This window comes from Escherichia sp. WS1118 (assembly GCF_046487695.1).
GTDB classification, from domain to species: domain Bacteria; phylum Pseudomonadota; class Gammaproteobacteria; order Enterobacterales; family Enterobacteriaceae; genus Escherichia; species Escherichia coli.
The window spans coordinates 1-14,788 of sequence record NZ_JBJQIZ010000003.1 but is presented as its reverse complement, the minus strand read 5'-3'; the positions used below and the strand labels follow the sequence as shown (position 1 = coordinate 14,788).

15 protein-coding genes and 1 pseudogene are annotated in these 14,788 nt (G+C 52.2%); 11 read left to right on the top strand and 5 right to left on the bottom strand.

Going from position 1 to position 14,788, the window contains the following annotated elements; translation table 11 throughout:
* The first annotated feature begins 29 nt into the window (after positions 1-29).
* Together ACJHYO_RS05870 and phrB are read left to right on the top strand one after the other, a co-directional pair.
* Complete coding sequence (locus ACJHYO_RS05870; RefSeq protein ID WP_001075783.1) at positions 30-539, top strand: YbgA family protein; 510 nt, start codon at positions 30-32, stop codon at positions 537-539.
* Positions 536-1,954, top strand: a complete 1,419-nt coding sequence (phrB, locus tag ACJHYO_RS05865) for a deoxyribodipyrimidine photo-lyase (protein WP_001682708.1) — start codon at positions 536-538, stop codon at positions 1,952-1,954. The genes ACJHYO_RS05870 and phrB overlap by 4 nt, the downstream gene beginning before the upstream one ends.
* A 41-nt stretch (positions 1,955-1,995) precedes the next feature.
* On the opposite strand, the gene dtpD is transcribed toward phrB, so the two are convergent.
* Complete coding sequence (dtpD, locus tag ACJHYO_RS05860; protein WP_001032722.1) at positions 1,996-3,477, bottom strand: dipeptide permease DtpD; 1,482 nt, start codon at positions 3,475-3,477, stop codon at positions 1,996-1,998.
* A 270-nt stretch (positions 3,478-3,747) separates the two neighbouring features.
* On the opposite strand from dtpD, the gene ybgI reads away from it, so the two are divergent.
* From ybgI to nei, 5 genes are read left to right on the top strand one after another with little or no spacing between them, the layout of a single operon-like run.
* The gene (gene ybgI / locus ACJHYO_RS05855) at positions 3,748-4,491 is read left to right on the top strand and encodes a radiation resistance protein YbgI (RefSeq protein ID WP_000798871.1); all 744 of its coding nucleotides are present in this window, start codon (positions 3,748-3,750) and stop codon (positions 4,489-4,491) included.
* 22 nt (positions 4,492-4,513) lie between these two features.
* On the top strand, positions 4,514-5,170 hold the full coding sequence (gene pxpB, locus ACJHYO_RS05850) for a 5-oxoprolinase subunit PxpB (RefSeq protein ID WP_001188361.1): 657 nt from the start codon (positions 4,514-4,516) through the stop codon (positions 5,168-5,170).
* Entirely contained in the window at positions 5,164-6,096 is a 933-nt protein-coding gene (gene pxpC / locus ACJHYO_RS05845; RefSeq protein WP_000912744.1) for a 5-oxoprolinase subunit PxpC, read from the top strand. Before pxpB ends, pxpC begins: the two co-directional genes overlap by 7 nt.
* Positions 6,086-6,820: a 5-oxoprolinase subunit PxpA gene (gene pxpA, locus ACJHYO_RS05840; RefSeq protein ID WP_000687123.1), complete on the top strand. Its 735-nt coding sequence runs from the start codon at positions 6,086-6,088 to the stop codon at positions 6,818-6,820. The genes pxpC and pxpA overlap by 11 nt, the downstream gene beginning before the upstream one ends.
* 35 nt (positions 6,821-6,855) lie before the next feature.
* Positions 6,856-7,647, top strand: coding sequence for an endonuclease VIII (gene nei / locus ACJHYO_RS05835; protein ID WP_001114006.1), 792 nt, complete (start codon positions 6,856-6,858; stop codon positions 7,645-7,647).
* Here nei and ACJHYO_RS05830 read toward each other — a convergent pair.
* The 4 genes and pseudogenes from ACJHYO_RS05830 to ACJHYO_RS05815 all read right to left on the bottom strand — a co-directional run bounded on the left by ACJHYO_RS05830 (position 7,644) and on the right by ACJHYO_RS05815 (position 10,960).
* On the bottom strand, positions 7,644-8,690 hold the full coding sequence (locus ACJHYO_RS05830; protein WP_001144719.1) for an AbrB family transcriptional regulator: 1,047 nt from the start codon (positions 8,688-8,690) through the stop codon (positions 7,644-7,646). The genes nei and ACJHYO_RS05830 overlap by 4 nt on opposite strands.
* A gap of 151 nt (positions 8,691-8,841) precedes the next feature.
* Positions 8,842-9,237, bottom strand: a pseudogene (locus ACJHYO_RS05825) (type 1 fimbrial protein); the annotation flags it as partial.
* Between the two features lie 126 nt (positions 9,238-9,363).
* Complete coding sequence (gene gltA, locus ACJHYO_RS05820; protein WP_000785834.1) at positions 9,364-10,647, bottom strand: citrate synthase; 1,284 nt, start codon at positions 10,645-10,647, stop codon at positions 9,364-9,366.
* 205 nt (positions 10,648-10,852) lie between these two features.
* A complete protein-coding gene (locus ACJHYO_RS05815; protein ID WP_001305582.1) occupies positions 10,853-10,960 on the bottom strand; it encodes a hypothetical protein in 108 nt (35 codons plus the stop codon).
* Between the two features lie 380 nt (positions 10,961-11,340).
* On the opposite strand from ACJHYO_RS05815, the gene sdhC reads away from it, so the two are divergent.
* Genes sdhC through sdhB form a run of 4 tightly spaced genes read left to right on the top strand, consistent with a single transcriptional unit; the run spans position 11,341 to position 14,584 of the window.
* Entirely contained in the window at positions 11,341-11,745 is a 405-nt protein-coding gene (sdhC, locus tag ACJHYO_RS05810; RefSeq protein WP_000263353.1) for a succinate dehydrogenase cytochrome b556 subunit, read from the top strand.
* Complete coding sequence (gene sdhD, locus ACJHYO_RS05805; protein WP_000254365.1) at positions 11,739-12,086, top strand: succinate dehydrogenase membrane anchor subunit; 348 nt, start codon at positions 11,739-11,741, stop codon at positions 12,084-12,086. Before sdhC ends, sdhD begins: the two co-directional genes overlap by 7 nt.
* Complete coding sequence (sdhA, locus tag ACJHYO_RS05800) at positions 12,086-13,852, top strand: succinate dehydrogenase flavoprotein subunit (RefSeq protein ID WP_000775540.1); 1,767 nt, start codon at positions 12,086-12,088, stop codon at positions 13,850-13,852. The genes sdhD and sdhA overlap by 1 nt, the downstream gene beginning before the upstream one ends.
* 15 nt (positions 13,853-13,867) lie before the next feature.
* On the top strand, positions 13,868-14,584 hold the full coding sequence (gene sdhB, locus ACJHYO_RS05795; protein WP_001235263.1) for a succinate dehydrogenase iron-sulfur subunit SdhB: 717 nt from the start codon (positions 13,868-13,870) through the stop codon (positions 14,582-14,584).
* The last annotated feature ends 204 nt before the right edge of the window (positions 14,585-14,788 follow it).

The following is a 14,788-nucleotide window of genomic DNA, read 5'->3' as shown; positions in this document are numbered from 1 at the left end:
TTACTCCTGTAAACCGTTCAGGAGCAGTAATGAATCAACAACTTTTTGATGACAGCACCCTTATCCGCATTTTTGCTTTGCATGAGTTACACAATCTCAAAGATCGAGGACTAACGCGCGGGGCGCTTCTCGATTATCACAGCCGCTATAAACTCGTCTTTCTGGCGCATTCTCAGCCGGAGTACCGCAAACTTGGCCCGTTTGTGGCTGATATTCACCGGTGGCAAAGTCTGGATGACTATTACAACCAGTACCGCCAACGCGTGATTGTTTTGCTTTCTCACCCTGCCAACCGGCGTGATCATACTAACGTTTTGATGCACGTTCAGGGATATTTTCGCCCACATATTGATTCCACAGAACGCCAGCAGCTGGCGGCGCTTATCGACAGTTATCGCCGTGGCGAGCAACCGCTTCTTGCGCCGCTGATGCGTATCAAACACTATATGGCGCTTTATCCTGACGCCTGGCTTTCAGGGCAGCGTTATTTCGAACTTTGGCCGCGTGTGATTAACTTGCGCCATGCAGGAGTTTTATGACTACCCATCTGGTCTGGTTTCGCCAGGATTTACGTCAGCACGATAATCTCGCGCTGGCTGCCGCCTGCCGCAATTCGTCTGCGCGCGTGCTGGCGTTGTATATCGCTACACCACACCAGTGGGCGGCGCATAATGTGTCGCCGCGTCAGGCTGAACTTATCAATACACAACTTAATGCGCTGCAAAACGCGCTGGCGGAAAAAGGCATTCCTTTATTGTTCCGCGAAGTGGATGACTTTGCTGCCAGTGTCGAAACAGTTAAACAGGTGTGCGCGGAAAATCGCATTACCCATCTGTTTTATAACTATCAGTATGAGGTGAATGAGCGGGCGCGGGATGTGCAGGCTGAGAGGACGCTGCGTAACGTGGTGTGTGAAGGATTTGATGACAGCGTGATCCTGCCGCCGGGGGCGGTGATGACTGGCAATCATGAGATGTACAAAGTCTTTACGCCTTTTAAAAACGCATGGTTGAAACGGCTGCGGGAAGGGATGCCGGAGTGCGTCGCTGCACCAAAAGTTCGTAGTAGCGGATCGATAGAGCCCGCGCCATCCATTACGCTGAATTATCCTCGTCAGTCTTTCGATACTGCGCATTTCCCGGTGGAAGAAAAAGCGGCGATTGCGCAATTACGCCAGTTTTGCCAGAACGGTGCCGGAGAGTATGAGCAACAACGAGATTTTCCGGCAGTGGAAGGCACCAGTCGTTTGTCCGCCAGCCTGGCAACGGGCGGGTTATCGCCTCGCCAGTGTTTACATCGCCTGTTGGCGGAACAACCGCAGGTGCTGGAAGGCGGACCGGGGAGCGTCTGGCTTAATGAGCTGATATGGCGCGAGTTCTACCGCCATTTGATGACGTATTATCCTTCGCTGTGTAAACATCGTCCGTTTATTGCCTGGACGGATCGTGTACAGTGGCAAAGTAATCCCGCCCATTTAAAGGCCTGGCAGGAAGGCAAAACGGGATACCCGATTGTCGATGCTGCCATGCGTCAGCTTAACAGCACTGGCTGGATGCATAACCGGCTACGGATGATTACAGCCAGTTTTCTGGTGAAAGATTTGTTGATCGACTGGCGCGAAGGCGAGCGATATTTCATGTCGCAGCTGATTGATGGTGATTTGGCAGCTAATAACGGTGGCTGGCAGTGGGCCGCTTCTACGGGTACTGATGCAGCGCCGTATTTTCGTATTTTCAACCCGACAACTCAGGGCGAGAAATTTGACCGCGAAGGCGAATTTATCCGCCAGTGGCTACCGGAGCTGCGCGATGTACCGGGGAAAGCGGTGCATGAGCCGTGGAAGTGGGCAGAGAAAACAGGTGTGACGTTGGATTATCCGCAACCGATAGTCGATCACAAAGAGGCAAGGCTGCGAACGCTGGCAGCGTACGAAGAAGCGAGGAAAGGAGCCTGATAAAACGCAGCGAGCGTTTTATCAGGCATGGTGCTGGCTTATTAAGACTCCAGCGCCAGCGCGCGGTTTCTGAACTTAAGCGCCTGATACAGCCAAATCATCAGTACCAGTCCTACACACGCCAGTGCGCCCCAGGTAATTTGATCAAATACTTCAATATATGCATTGATGGAGTAGTTGATCGCCCCGGAAGCATCAAACGAAGCCTGCGATGTCTGATCGGCAATCACGCCCGCCAGATAGTTCGCAATCGCGCCGGAAAGCAGCATATAAATGCCGGTTAATACGCCGGTCACGCCGGGGATTTCAATGCGCGTAATCTGCGACATAGCAACCGGATCGATAAACAGTTCCGCAAAGCCCATCACCGCCAGGCCTAACACCATCAGTGGCAGAGAAGAGTGACCATACATTGCGGACCAGCGGGCGCTTAAGGTCAGAATGCAGAATCCGGCGCTCATCAGGCCAAGGCCAAGAGCAAATTTTCCCCAGATGCGCACGGTACGATTACCTGCGACGCTTTCTTTAACCACCCACGCCAGGAACACACCGCACAGCATAACTGCGAAGGCATTAATCGACTGGAACATAGCAGTCGGAACGGTATAACCAAACATATCGCGGTTAACGAAGCGGTCGATATAAAGGCTAATCGAGCTACCCCCCTGTTGTGCGAATGCCCAGAACAACATGCTGAAGAAGGTGAGGGTAACAATCAGCCCCAGCTCCTTACGCTGTTTTTGGTTTTCTGCTTTGCGATAAATTTTTGCCAGAACCCCAAGGCCAATGATCGTCGCGACAATCAAGGCGTATACCGACCACTCTTTCCAGAACAACACGGTAATCAGCGCAGGCGTTGCCACCAGCAGAACCAGTAGCCATCCCCAGTTGGGCAGGAGAAAGTTTGTCGCACGCAGTACCTTTTTGTTAACGCCGCGGGTGTGTGTGAAATGACGATTGCCACATAAGAAAATGACCAGACCCGCGATCATACCCACCGCCGCCAGGCCAAAGCCCATCGCCCAACTGTACTCTTCCTGGGCGAAACCACAGGCGATAGGTGCGATAATAGACCCCACGTTACCCGCCGCATACATCAGCGAGAAACCGCCATCACGACGTGGATCGGTTGGCTCATACAGCTCGCCGAGCAGGCAACTGACGTTGGATTTAAACAGACCATAGCCGCAGACGATAATCGCCAGGGACAGATAGAGGAATGACGGATGGATCTCACTGGCACCCAGCACCACATGACCGATCGCCATCAACAACGCCCCCAGCATCACCGCCATGCGATTGCCGAGAACTTTATCCGCCAAAAAGCCACCGAGGATTGGCGTGACATATACCAGCGAACAGTAGGCGCTAAATAACTCGTAGGCGTGATTATCGCTATATTTTAGTTGATTGGTGAGATAGAGGATCAGCAGGGCACGCATGCCGTAAAAGCTAAAATATTCCCAGATTTGCAGCGCAACGACATAGTAAATAGCGCGCGGTTGTGATGCGTGTTTATTCATAATAATTCCACAATTGACTGCAACGTCACGTAATAGTTGCGCGGCGTGCTTGTGTTTCCTTAAAGTTAAAACTTTGATACAGATCTGATTATTTATGCAATATGCTGTCTGATTGCATAAATATACATTAGCTGAAGCGTGATGATATAAACAATTTGCGTCTTTTGGCGTCGGGTTTGTTTCTTAATATGTCAAAAGATTGGCTATCGACGAACAGGCGAGGTAACGCTATGTTAACGGTGTAGCTATCAGAATACGGAAGGCGCGAAGATGAAAAACACCGAACTGGAACAACTGATTAACGAAAAACTGAACAGCGCGGCGATTAGTGATTACGCGCCGAATGGTTTGCAGGTGGAAGGCAAAGAGACGGTGCAAAAAATTGTTACCGGTGTCACTGCCAGCCAGGCTTTGCTCGATGAGGCAGTGCGTCTGGGCGCGGATGCGGTCATTGTGCATCATGGCTACTTCTGGAAAGGCGAATCTCCGGTCATTCGCGGAATGAAGCGTAACCGTTTAAAAACGTTGCTGGCGAATGATATCAACCTGTATGGCTGGCATCTGCCCCTGGACGCGCATCCGGAGCTGGGTAATAACGCACAACTGGCGGCGTTACTGGGGATCACGGTCATGGGCGAAATTGAGCCGTTGGTGCCGTGGGGCGAACTGACCATGCCTGTGCCGGGACTAGAACTGGCCTCCTGGATTGAAGCGCGTCTGGGACGTAAGCCGTTATGGTGTGGCGATACCGGACCTGAGGTGGTCCAGCGCGTCGCCTGGTGCACGGGCGGCGGGCAAAGTTTTATCGATAGCGCCGCGCGTTTTGGCGTGGATGCTTTTATTACTGGCGAAGTTTCTGAACAGACCATTCATTCAGCCCGCGAGCAGGGATTGCATTTTTATGCTGCGGGTCACCATGCCACTGAACGCGGTGGTATTCGCGCATTGAGCGAGTGGCTGAATGAAAATACCGATCTTGATGTGACCTTTATTGATATTCCTAATCCTGCATAACGAATAATCAGAGGGATCGAAAGTGCAACGAGCGCGTTGTTATCTGATAGGTGAAACGGTGGTAGTACTGGAACTGGAACCGCCGGTGACGCTGGCTAGCCAGAAACGGATCTGGCGACTGGCACAGCGTCTGGTGGATATGCCGAATGTGGTTGAAGCCATTCCTGGCATGAACAATATCACAGTGATTTTGCGTAATCCTGAGTCGCTGGCGCTGGATGCCATAGAGCGTTTGCAACGCTGGTGGGAGGAGAGTGAGGCGCTGGAGCCGGAGTCTCGCTTTATTGAAATTCCGGTGGTTTACGGTGGCGCAGCCGGACCGGATTTGGCGGTGGTCGCGGCGCATTGTGGATTGAGCGAAAAACAGGTTGTTGAATTGCACTCCTCCGTGGAATACGTGGTCTGGTTTTTAGGTTTTCAACCGGGCTTCCCGTATCTCGGGAGTTTGCCGGAACAACTACACACGCCACGGCGCGCTGAACCGCGCTTGCACGTTCCGGCAGGTTCTGTCGGGATCGGCGGGCCGCAGACCGGTGTTTATCCGCTGGCAACGCCGGGTGGCTGGCAGTTGATTGGTCATACCTCACTCAGCCTGTTTGATCCGGAGCGTGACGAACCCATCTTATTACGTCCGGGAGACAGCGTGCGCTTTGTACCCCAGAAGGAGGGAGTATGCTGAAGATTATTCGTGCGGGCATGTATACCACTGTGCAGGATGGCGGTCGTCACGGTTTTCGCCAGTCGGGTATCAGCCACTGCGGCGCACTGGATATGCCTGCGCTGCGCATTGCTAACCTGCTGGTGGGTAATGACGCCAACGCCCCCGCGCTGGAGATCACGCTCGGTCAGTTAACGGTTGAGTTCGAAACTGATGGGTGGTTTGCCCTGACGGGTGCCGGTTGCGAAGCGCGGCTGGATGATAACGCCGTCTGGACCGGCTGGCGATTGCCAATGAGAGCAGGCCAGCGTTTAACGCTTAAACGCCCGCAGCACGGGATGCGCAGTTATCTGGCGGTCGCGGGTGGTATTGATGTTCCGCCGGTAATGGGATCATGCAGCACCGATCTCAAAGTGGGGATTGGCGGGCTGGAAGGCCGTTTACTGAGGGATGGTGACCGACTCCCGATTGGCAAAGCGAAGCGTGATTTTATGGAAGCGCAGGGCGTTAAACAGCTGCTGTGGGGCAACCGCATTCGCGCCTTGCCGGGGCCGGAATATCATGAGTTCGATCGCGCCTCGCAGGATGCATTCTGGCGTTCGCCCTGGCAGCTTAGCTCGCAAAGTAACCGGATGGGCTATCGCTTACAGGGGCAAATTTTAAAACGCACCACCGATCGCGAACTGTTATCTCACGGTTTGTTACCAGGTGTGGTGCAGGTGCCGCATAACGGGCAGCCCATTGTGTTGATGAACGATGCGCAAACCACCGGTGGTTACCCGCGTATTGCCTGTATCATTGAGGCTGATATGTACCATCTGGCGCAAATTCCGCTCGGTCAGCCGATTCATTTTGTCCAGTGTTCACTGGAAGAGGCACTGAAAGCACGGCAAGATCAACAACGTTATTTCGAACAATTAGCATGGCGGCTGCACAATGAAAATTGACCTGAACGCCGATCTGGGCGAAGGCTGCGCCAGCGACGCAGAGCTATTAACGCTGGTTTCCTCTGCCAATATTGCCTGTGGATTTCATGCAGGCGATGCGCAAACCATGCAGGCTTGCGTGCGTGAAGCAATAAAAAACGGTGTCGCGATTGGCGCGCACCCGAGTTTTCCCGACAGGGAAAATTTTGGTCGCAGCGCCATGCAGCTGCCGCCAGAAACCGTTTTCGCCCAGACGCTGTATCAAATTGGCGCGCTGGCAGCGATTACCCGTGCGCAAGGCGGCGTAATGTGTCATGTCAAACCGCACGGCATGTTATACAACCAGGCGGCGAAAGAGGCACAACTGGCAGACGCTATCGCCAGAGCGGTATACGCTTGCGATCCGGCATTGATTCTCGTCGGGCTGGCAGGAAGCGAGCTGATTCGTGCAGGCGAACGATATGGCCTGGTAACGCGCGAGGAAGTGTTTGCCGATCGTGGTTATCAGGCAGACGGTTCGCTGGTGCCGCGAAGCCAGCCAGGCGCGTTGATTGAAAACGAAGAACAGGCGCTGGCGCAAACGTTGGAGATGGTGCAATACGGCAGAGTCAAAAGTATCACCGGCGAATGGGCAATGGTCACGGCGCAAACGGTCTGCCTACATGGCGATGGCGAGCACGCACTGGCGTTCGCCCGCCGATTACGAGCTACATTTGCTGAAAAGGGGATTGTTGTCGCAGCATAACCCCGCTTAATAAAGAATGAAAAAAGGATATCACCATGCCTGAAGGCCCGGAGATCCGCCGTGCAGCGGATAACCTGGAGGCGGCGATCAAAGGCAAACCACTAACTGATGTCTGGTTTGCCTTCCCGCAGTTAAAATCTTATCAATCACGACTTATCGGTCAACACGTTACCCATGTGGAAACGCGTGGTAAGGCGTTGTTAACTCATTTTTCCAACGACTTAACGCTCTACAGCCATAATCAGCTTTACGGCGTCTGGCGCGTGGTTGATACCGGCGAAGAGCCGCAGACCACGCGAGTATTGCGGGTAAAACTGCAAACGGCTGACAAAACCATTCTGCTTTATAGCGCCTCGGATATTGAGATGTTGACTCCGGAACAACTGACCACGCATCCGTTTTTACAACGCGTTGGTCCCGATGTGCTGGATCCGAATCTGACGCCAGAGGTGGTAAAGGAACGATTATTGTCGCCGCGCTTTCGTAACCGTCAGTTTGCTGGATTACTGCTCGATCAGGCGTTTCTGGCAGGACTTGGCAATTATTTGCGGGTGGAGATCCTCTGGCAGGTTGGGTTGACCGGAAATCATAAAGCGAAAGATCTCAATGCGGCGCAACTGGATGCACTCGCACACGCGTTACTGGATATTCCGCGACTTTCTTACGCTACGCGGGGCCAGGTGGATGAAAACAAATATCATGGGGCGCTGTTTCGCTTTAAGGTTTTTCATCGTGATGGCGAACCTTGCGAACGCTGTGGCGGCATCATTGAGAAAACCACGCTGTCATCGCGCCCGTTTTACTGGTGCCCAGGCTGCCAGCACTAGGCCGAACGCTTCGGCGCATAGGTTGAAATAAACCGTGCGATGGCAGGCCCCGTCAGCAAAATACTGAACAGGCGCAGGGTTTGCATCGCCATGATGAGCGCCATATCGGCATTGCTCCCTGCGGCGATGACCGCCACGGTATCAAGCCCGCCGGGGCTGGTGGCGAGGTAGGCGGTCATAAAATCAATATGCATAAACCGGGTCAGCCCCCACGCCATACCCGCACAAATAGCCAGCAGAGCAAAAATCGACAGCAGGATTTGTGGCAGTGGGCGCAATGCCCGCAGTAATATTTGCTTATCGAAACCAAGACCAATCCGCCAGCCAATTGCCATATATGCCATCGCCAGCAGCCATTCCGGGAGTTCAATCGTGATGAGCTGACCAGACTGGAGCACTGCGCCCGCCAGCATCGGGATGAGCATCGTGCCGGAAGGAAGACGTAGCAAGCATCCCGCCGTACCGGCAACGACCGCGAGCAAAATCGTAAGCAGGAGATTAATGCTCACTGGCGGGAACCAGACGATCTGCTGGTTAACCGCTTCAGCGTTATCGCCCAGCATCATGCGGGTGACCAGAACAGCGGCCCCCGCGACGAACAGCACTCGCAGATATTGCATAAACGCCACCAGGCGAATATCTGCGCCGTAATCTTGCGCCATTGCGACCATTGCCGCCGCGCCGCCAGGAGAAGAACCCCAGGCCCCGGTATTTCCAGGCAGTGAGCTATAGCGCACCAATAACCAACCCACGATGGCGCTGGAAAGCAGCGTCACCAGTAAAATCGCAAGCACGATCGGCCAGTTGACGGCCAGCGTGGTGAGAATCGAACCAGTGAGGTTTTGTGCAATCATGCAGCCAAGAATGGCTTGGGCAGCGAGAAAAGCGGAGCGGGGAAGTTGCAGAGTGACTCCGCGCATACTGAAGATGATCCCGGCGATCATCGGGCCAAGCAGGAGTGCCGCCGGGAGATGTAAAGCGAGGAAGCCAATAGAAAGGAGAAGTGACAGAACACATAACATTCCCCACTGCAATACAGGCATTCTTCGCTTCCTCATTATTTTATCTTTGGTGTATCGATACAGCATAAAGAAAGCTGGGTCTGGAAAAAATAACGGTAATCAAGGAAAAGGGGAAAATCAGCAATAATCTGAATACGTTGCCCTTTCCGGCTGAAAAGGGCGTCGTGTTAAATCAGTTATAGTTAATCTTAAAAAGTACCACTGTATCGAAGGGACCCGCCGCGATGGGAGTGCCAGGTGTGGACGATAATTCAGCCGTATAGGTTTTTTCGTAGATCAGCATATCACTGGTGAAATCGGCGTATTCAGCATATTTATTGAATGTATAAGGCGAGGCGTTTTCATCCAGTATACGTAGCTTCAGACCATTACCAATCAACAATGCTTTATCTTCTTCAACCAACGTTTTTTCGGTATAAAACGAGGAGCTGACCTTAAATCCGTCGGTACACTGGTCATTTTGCGATTTTGTTGTCTTGATACTGAATGTTTTCGACATTGTGTGGCGGCGAATATCCAGTAAGTTAAATTTACCCAAATCAATCACCAGTGTTTCCGGTGAAATATTTTTTCACCATTATTAATGGGTATTTGCATCTGGTTTAATTTTTACAATTTTTTATGTTCAGCCATATAAAAAGAACCCGCTCTATTAAAGGCGGGTCCGGAAAGTGAACGGCTTAGCAATCAACCATTAACGCTTGATATCGCTTTTAAAGTCGCGTTTTTCATATCCTGTATACAGCTGACGCGGACGGGCAATCTTCATACCGTCACTGTGCATTTCGCTCCAGTGGGCGATCCAGCCAACCGTACGTGCCATAGCGAAGATCACGGTGAACATAGAAGACGGAATACCCATCGCTTTCAGGATGATACCAGAGTAGAAATCGACGTTCGGGTACAGTTTTTTCTCGATAAAGTACGGGTCGTTCAGCGCGATGTTTTCCAGCTCCATAGCCACTTCCAGCAGGTCATCTTTGGTACCCAGCTCTTTCAGAACTTCATGGCAGGTTTCACGCATTACGGTGGCGCGCGGGTCGTAATTTTTGTACACGCGGTGACCGAAGCCCATCAGGCGGAAAGAATCATTTTTGTCTTTCGCACGACGAACAAATTCTGGAATGTGTTTAACGGAGCTGATTTCTTCCAGCATTTTCAGCGCCGCTTCGTTAGCACCACCGTGCGCAGGTCCCCACAGTGAAGCAATACCTGCTGCGATACAGGCAAACGGGTTCGCACCCGAAGAGCCAGCGGTACGCACGGTGGAGGTGGAGGCGTTCTGTTCATGGTCAGCGTGCAGGATCAGAATACGGTCCATAGCACGTTCCAGAATCGGATTAACTTCATACGGTTCGCACGGCGTGGAGAACATCATATTCAGGAAGTTACCGGCGTAGGAGAGATCGTTGCGCGGGTAAACAAATGGCTGACCAATGGAATACTTGTAACACATCGCGGCCATGGTCGGCATTTTTGACAGCAGGCGGAACGCGGCAATTTCACGATGACGAGGATTGTTAACATCCAGCGAGTCGTGATAGAACGCTGCCAGCGCGCCGGTAATACCACACATGACTGCCATTGGATGCGAGTCGCGACGGAAAGCATGGAACAGACGGGTAATCTGCTCGTGGATCATGGTATGACGGGTCACCGTAGTTTTAAATTCGTCATACTGTTCCTGAGTCGGTTTTTCACCATTCAGCAGGATGTAACAAACTTCCAGGTAGTTAGAATCGGTCGCCAGCTGATCGATCGGGAAACCGCGGTGCAGCAAAATACCTTCATCACCATCAATAAAAGTAATTTTAGATTCGCAGGATGCGGTTGAAGTGAAGCCTGGGTCAAAGGTGAACACACCTTTTGAACCGAGAGTACGGATATCAATAACATCTTGACCCAGCGTGCCTTTCAGCACATCCAGTTCAACAGCTGTGTCCCCGTTGAGGGTGAGTTTTGCTTTTGTATCAGCCATTTAAGGTCTCCTTAGCGCCTTATTGCGTAAGACTGCCGGAACTTAAATTTGCCTTCGCACATCAACCTGGCTTTACCCGTTTGTTATTTGGCTCGCCGCTCTGTGAAAGAGGGGAAAACCTGGGTACAGAGCTCTGGGCGCTTGCAGGTAAAGGATCTATTGATGACGAATAAATGGCGAATCAAGTACTTAGCAATCCGAATTATTAAACTTGTCTACCACTAATAACTGTCCCGAATGAATTGGTCAATACTTCCACACTGTTACATAAGTTAATCTTAGGTGAAATACCGACTTCATAACTTTTACGCATTATATGCTTTTCCTGGTAATGTTTGTAACAACTTTGTTGAATGATTGTCAAATTAGATGATTAAAAATTAAATAAATGTTGTTATCGTGACGCAGATCACTGTTCGGGATAAAACCCGACAAACTATATGTAGGTTAATTGTAATGATTTTGTGAACAGCCTATACTGCCGCCAGGTCTCCGGAACACCCTGCAATCCCGAGCCACCCAGCGTTGTAACGTGTCGTTTTCGCATCTGGAAGCAGTGTTTTGCATGACGCGCAGTTATAGAAAGGACGCTGTCTGACCCGCAAGCAGACCGGAGGAAGGAAATCCCGACGTCTCCTGGTAACAGAAAGTTAACCTCTGTGCCCGTAGTCCCCAGGGAATAATAAGAACAGCATGTGGGCGTTATTCATGATAAGAAATGTGAAAAAACAAAGACCTGTTAATCTGGACCTACAGACCATCCGGTTCCCCGTCACGGCGATAGCGTCCATTCTCCATCGCGTTTCCGGTGTGATCACCTTTGTTGCAGTGGGCATCCTGCTGTGGCTTCTGGGTACCAGCCTCTCTTCCCCTGAAGGTTTCGAGCAAGCTTCCGCGATTATGGGCAGCTTCTTCGTCAAATTTATCATGTGGGGCATCCTTACCGCTCTGGCATATCACGTCGTCGTAGGTATTCGCCACATGATGATGGATTTTGGCTATCTGGAAGAAACATTCGAAGCGGGTAAACGCTCCGCCAAAATCTCCTTTGTTATTACTGTCGTGTTTTCACTTCTCGCAGGAGTCCTCGTATGGTAAGCAACGCCTCCGCATTAGGACGCAATGGCGTACATGATTTCATCCTCGTTCGTGCTACCGCTATCGTCCTGACGCTCTACATCATTTATATGGTCGGTTTTTTCGCTACCAGTGGCGAGCTGACATATGAAGTCTGGATCGGTTTCTTCGCCTCTGCGTTCACCAAAGTGTTCACCCTGCTGGCGCTGTTTTCTATCTTGATCCATGCCTGGATCGGCATGTGGCAGGTGTTGACCGACTACGTTAAACCGCTGGCCTTGCGCCTGATGCTGCAACTGGTGATTGTCGTTGCACTGGTGGTTTACGTGATTTATGGATTCGTTGTGGTGTGGGGTGTGTGATGAAATTGCCAGTCAGAGAATTTGATGCAGTTGTGATTGGTGCTGGCGGCGCAGGTATGCGCGCGGCGCTGCAAATTTCCCAGAGTGGCCAGACCTGTGCGCTGCTCTCTAAAGTCTTCCCGACCCGTTCCCATACCGTTTCTGCGCAAGGTGGTATTACCGTTGCGCTGGGTAATACCCATGAAGATAACTGGGAATGGCATATGTACGACACCGTAAAAGGGTCGGACTATATCGGTGACCAGGACGCGATTGAATATATGTGTAAAACCGGGCCGGAAGCGATTCTGGAACTGGAACATATGGGCCTGCCGTTCTCGCGTCTTGATGATGGTCGTATCTATCAACGTCCGTTTGGCGGTCAGTCGAAAAACTTCGGCGGCGAGCAGGCGGCACGTACTGCGGCGGCTGCCGACCGTACCGGTCACGCACTGTTGCACACCCTTTATCAGCAGAACCTGAAAAACCACACCACTATTTTCTCCGAGTGGTATGCGTTGGATCTGGTGAAAAACCAGGATGGCGCAGTGGTCGGTTGTACCGCACTGTGCATCGAAACTGGTGAAGTGGTTTACTTTAAAGCTCGCGCGACAGTGCTGGCGACTGGCGGGGCAGGGCGTATTTATCAGTCCACCACTAACGCCCACATTAACACTGGCGACGGTGTCGGCATGGCTATCCGTGCAGGCGTACCGGTACAGGATATGGAAATGTGGCAGTTCCACCCGACCGGTATTGCCGGTGCGGGCGTACTGGTCACCGAAGGTTGCCGTGGTGAAGGCGGTTATCTGCTGAACAAACATGGCGAACGCTTTATGGAGCGTTATGCGCCGAACGCCAAAGACCTGGCGGGCCGTGACGTGGTAGCGCGTTCCATCATGATCGAAATCCGTGAAGGCCGCGGCTGTGATGGTCCGTGGGGGCCACACGCAAAACTGAAACTTGACCATCTGGGGAAAGAAGTTCTCGAATCCCGTCTGCCGGGTATTCTGGAACTCTCCCGCACCTTCGCTCACGTTGATCCGGTGAAAGAGCCGATTCCGGTAATTCCAACCTGTCACTACATGATGGGCGGTATTCCGACCAAAGTGACCGGTCAGGCGCTGACTGTGAATGAGAAAGGCGAAGATGTGGTTGTTCCGGGGCTGTTTGCCGTTGGTGAAATCGCTTGTGTATCGGTACATGGCGCTAACCGTCTGGGCGGCAACTCGCTGCTGGACCTGGTCGTATTTGGTCGTGCGGCAGGTCTGCATCTGCAAGAGTCTATTGCCGAGCAGGGCGCACTGCGCGATGCCAGCGAGTCTGATGTAGAAGCGTCTCTGGATCGCCTGAACCGCTGGAACAATAACCGTAACGGTGAAGATCCGGTGGCGATCCGTAAAGCACTGCAAGAATGTATGCAGCATAACTTCTCGGTCTTCCGTGAAGGTGATGCGATGGCGAAAGGGCTTGAGCAGTTGAAAGTTATCCGCGAGCGTCTGAAAAATGCCCGTCTGGATGACACTTCCAGCGAGTTCAACACCCAGCGCGTTGAGTGCCTGGAACTGGATAACCTGATGGAAACGGCGTATGCAACGGCTGTTTCTGCCAACTTCCGTACCGAAAGCCGTGGCGCGCATAGCCGCTTCGACTTCCCGGATCGTGATGATGAAAACTGGCTGTGCCACTCCCTGTATCTGCCAGAGTCGGAATCCATGACGCGCCGAAGCGTCAACATGGAACCGAAACTGCGCCCGGCATTCCCGCCGAAGATTCGTACTTACTAATGCGGAGACAGGAAAATGAGACTCGAGTTTTCAATTTATCGCTATAACCCGGATGTTGATGATGCTCCGCGTATGCAGGATTACACCCTGGAAGCGGAAGAAGGTCGCGACATGATGCTGCTGGATGCGCTTATTCAGCTGAAAGAGAAAGATCCCAGCCTGTCGTTCCGCCGCTCCTGCCGTGAAGGTGTGTGCGGTTCCGACGGTCTGAACATGAACGGTAAGAATGGTCTGGCCTGTATTACTCCGATTTCGGCACTCAACCAGCCGGGCAAGAAGATTGTGATTCGCCCGCTGCCAGGTTTACCGGTGATCCGCGATTTGGTGGTAGACATGGGACAATTCTATGCGCAATATGAGAAAATTAAGCCTTACCTGTTGAATAATGGACAAAATCCGCCAGCTCGCGAGCATTTACAGATGCCAGAGCAGCGCGAAAAACTCGACGGGTTGTATGAATGTATTCTCTGCGCATGTTGTTCAACCTCTTGTCCGTCTTTCTGGTGGAATCCCGATAAGTTTATCGGCCCGGCAGGCTTGTTAGCGGCATATCGTTTCCTGATCGATAGCCGTGATACCGAGACTGACAGCCGCCTCGACGGTTTGAGCGATGCATTCAGTGTATTCCGCTGTCACAGCATCATGAACTGCGTCAGTGTATGTCCGAAGGGGCTGAACCCGACGCGCGCCATCGGCCATATCAAGTCGATGTTGTTGCAACGTAATGCGTAAACCGTAGGCCTGATAAGACGCACAAGCGTCGCATCAGGCAACCAGTGCCGGATGCGGCGTGAACGCCTTATCCGGCCTACAAAAGAAATGCAGAAACCGTAGGCCTGATAAGACGCACAAGCGTCGCATCAGGCAACCAGTGCCGGATGCGGCGTGAACGCCTTATCCGGCCTACAAAAGAAATGCAGAAACCGTAGGCCTGAT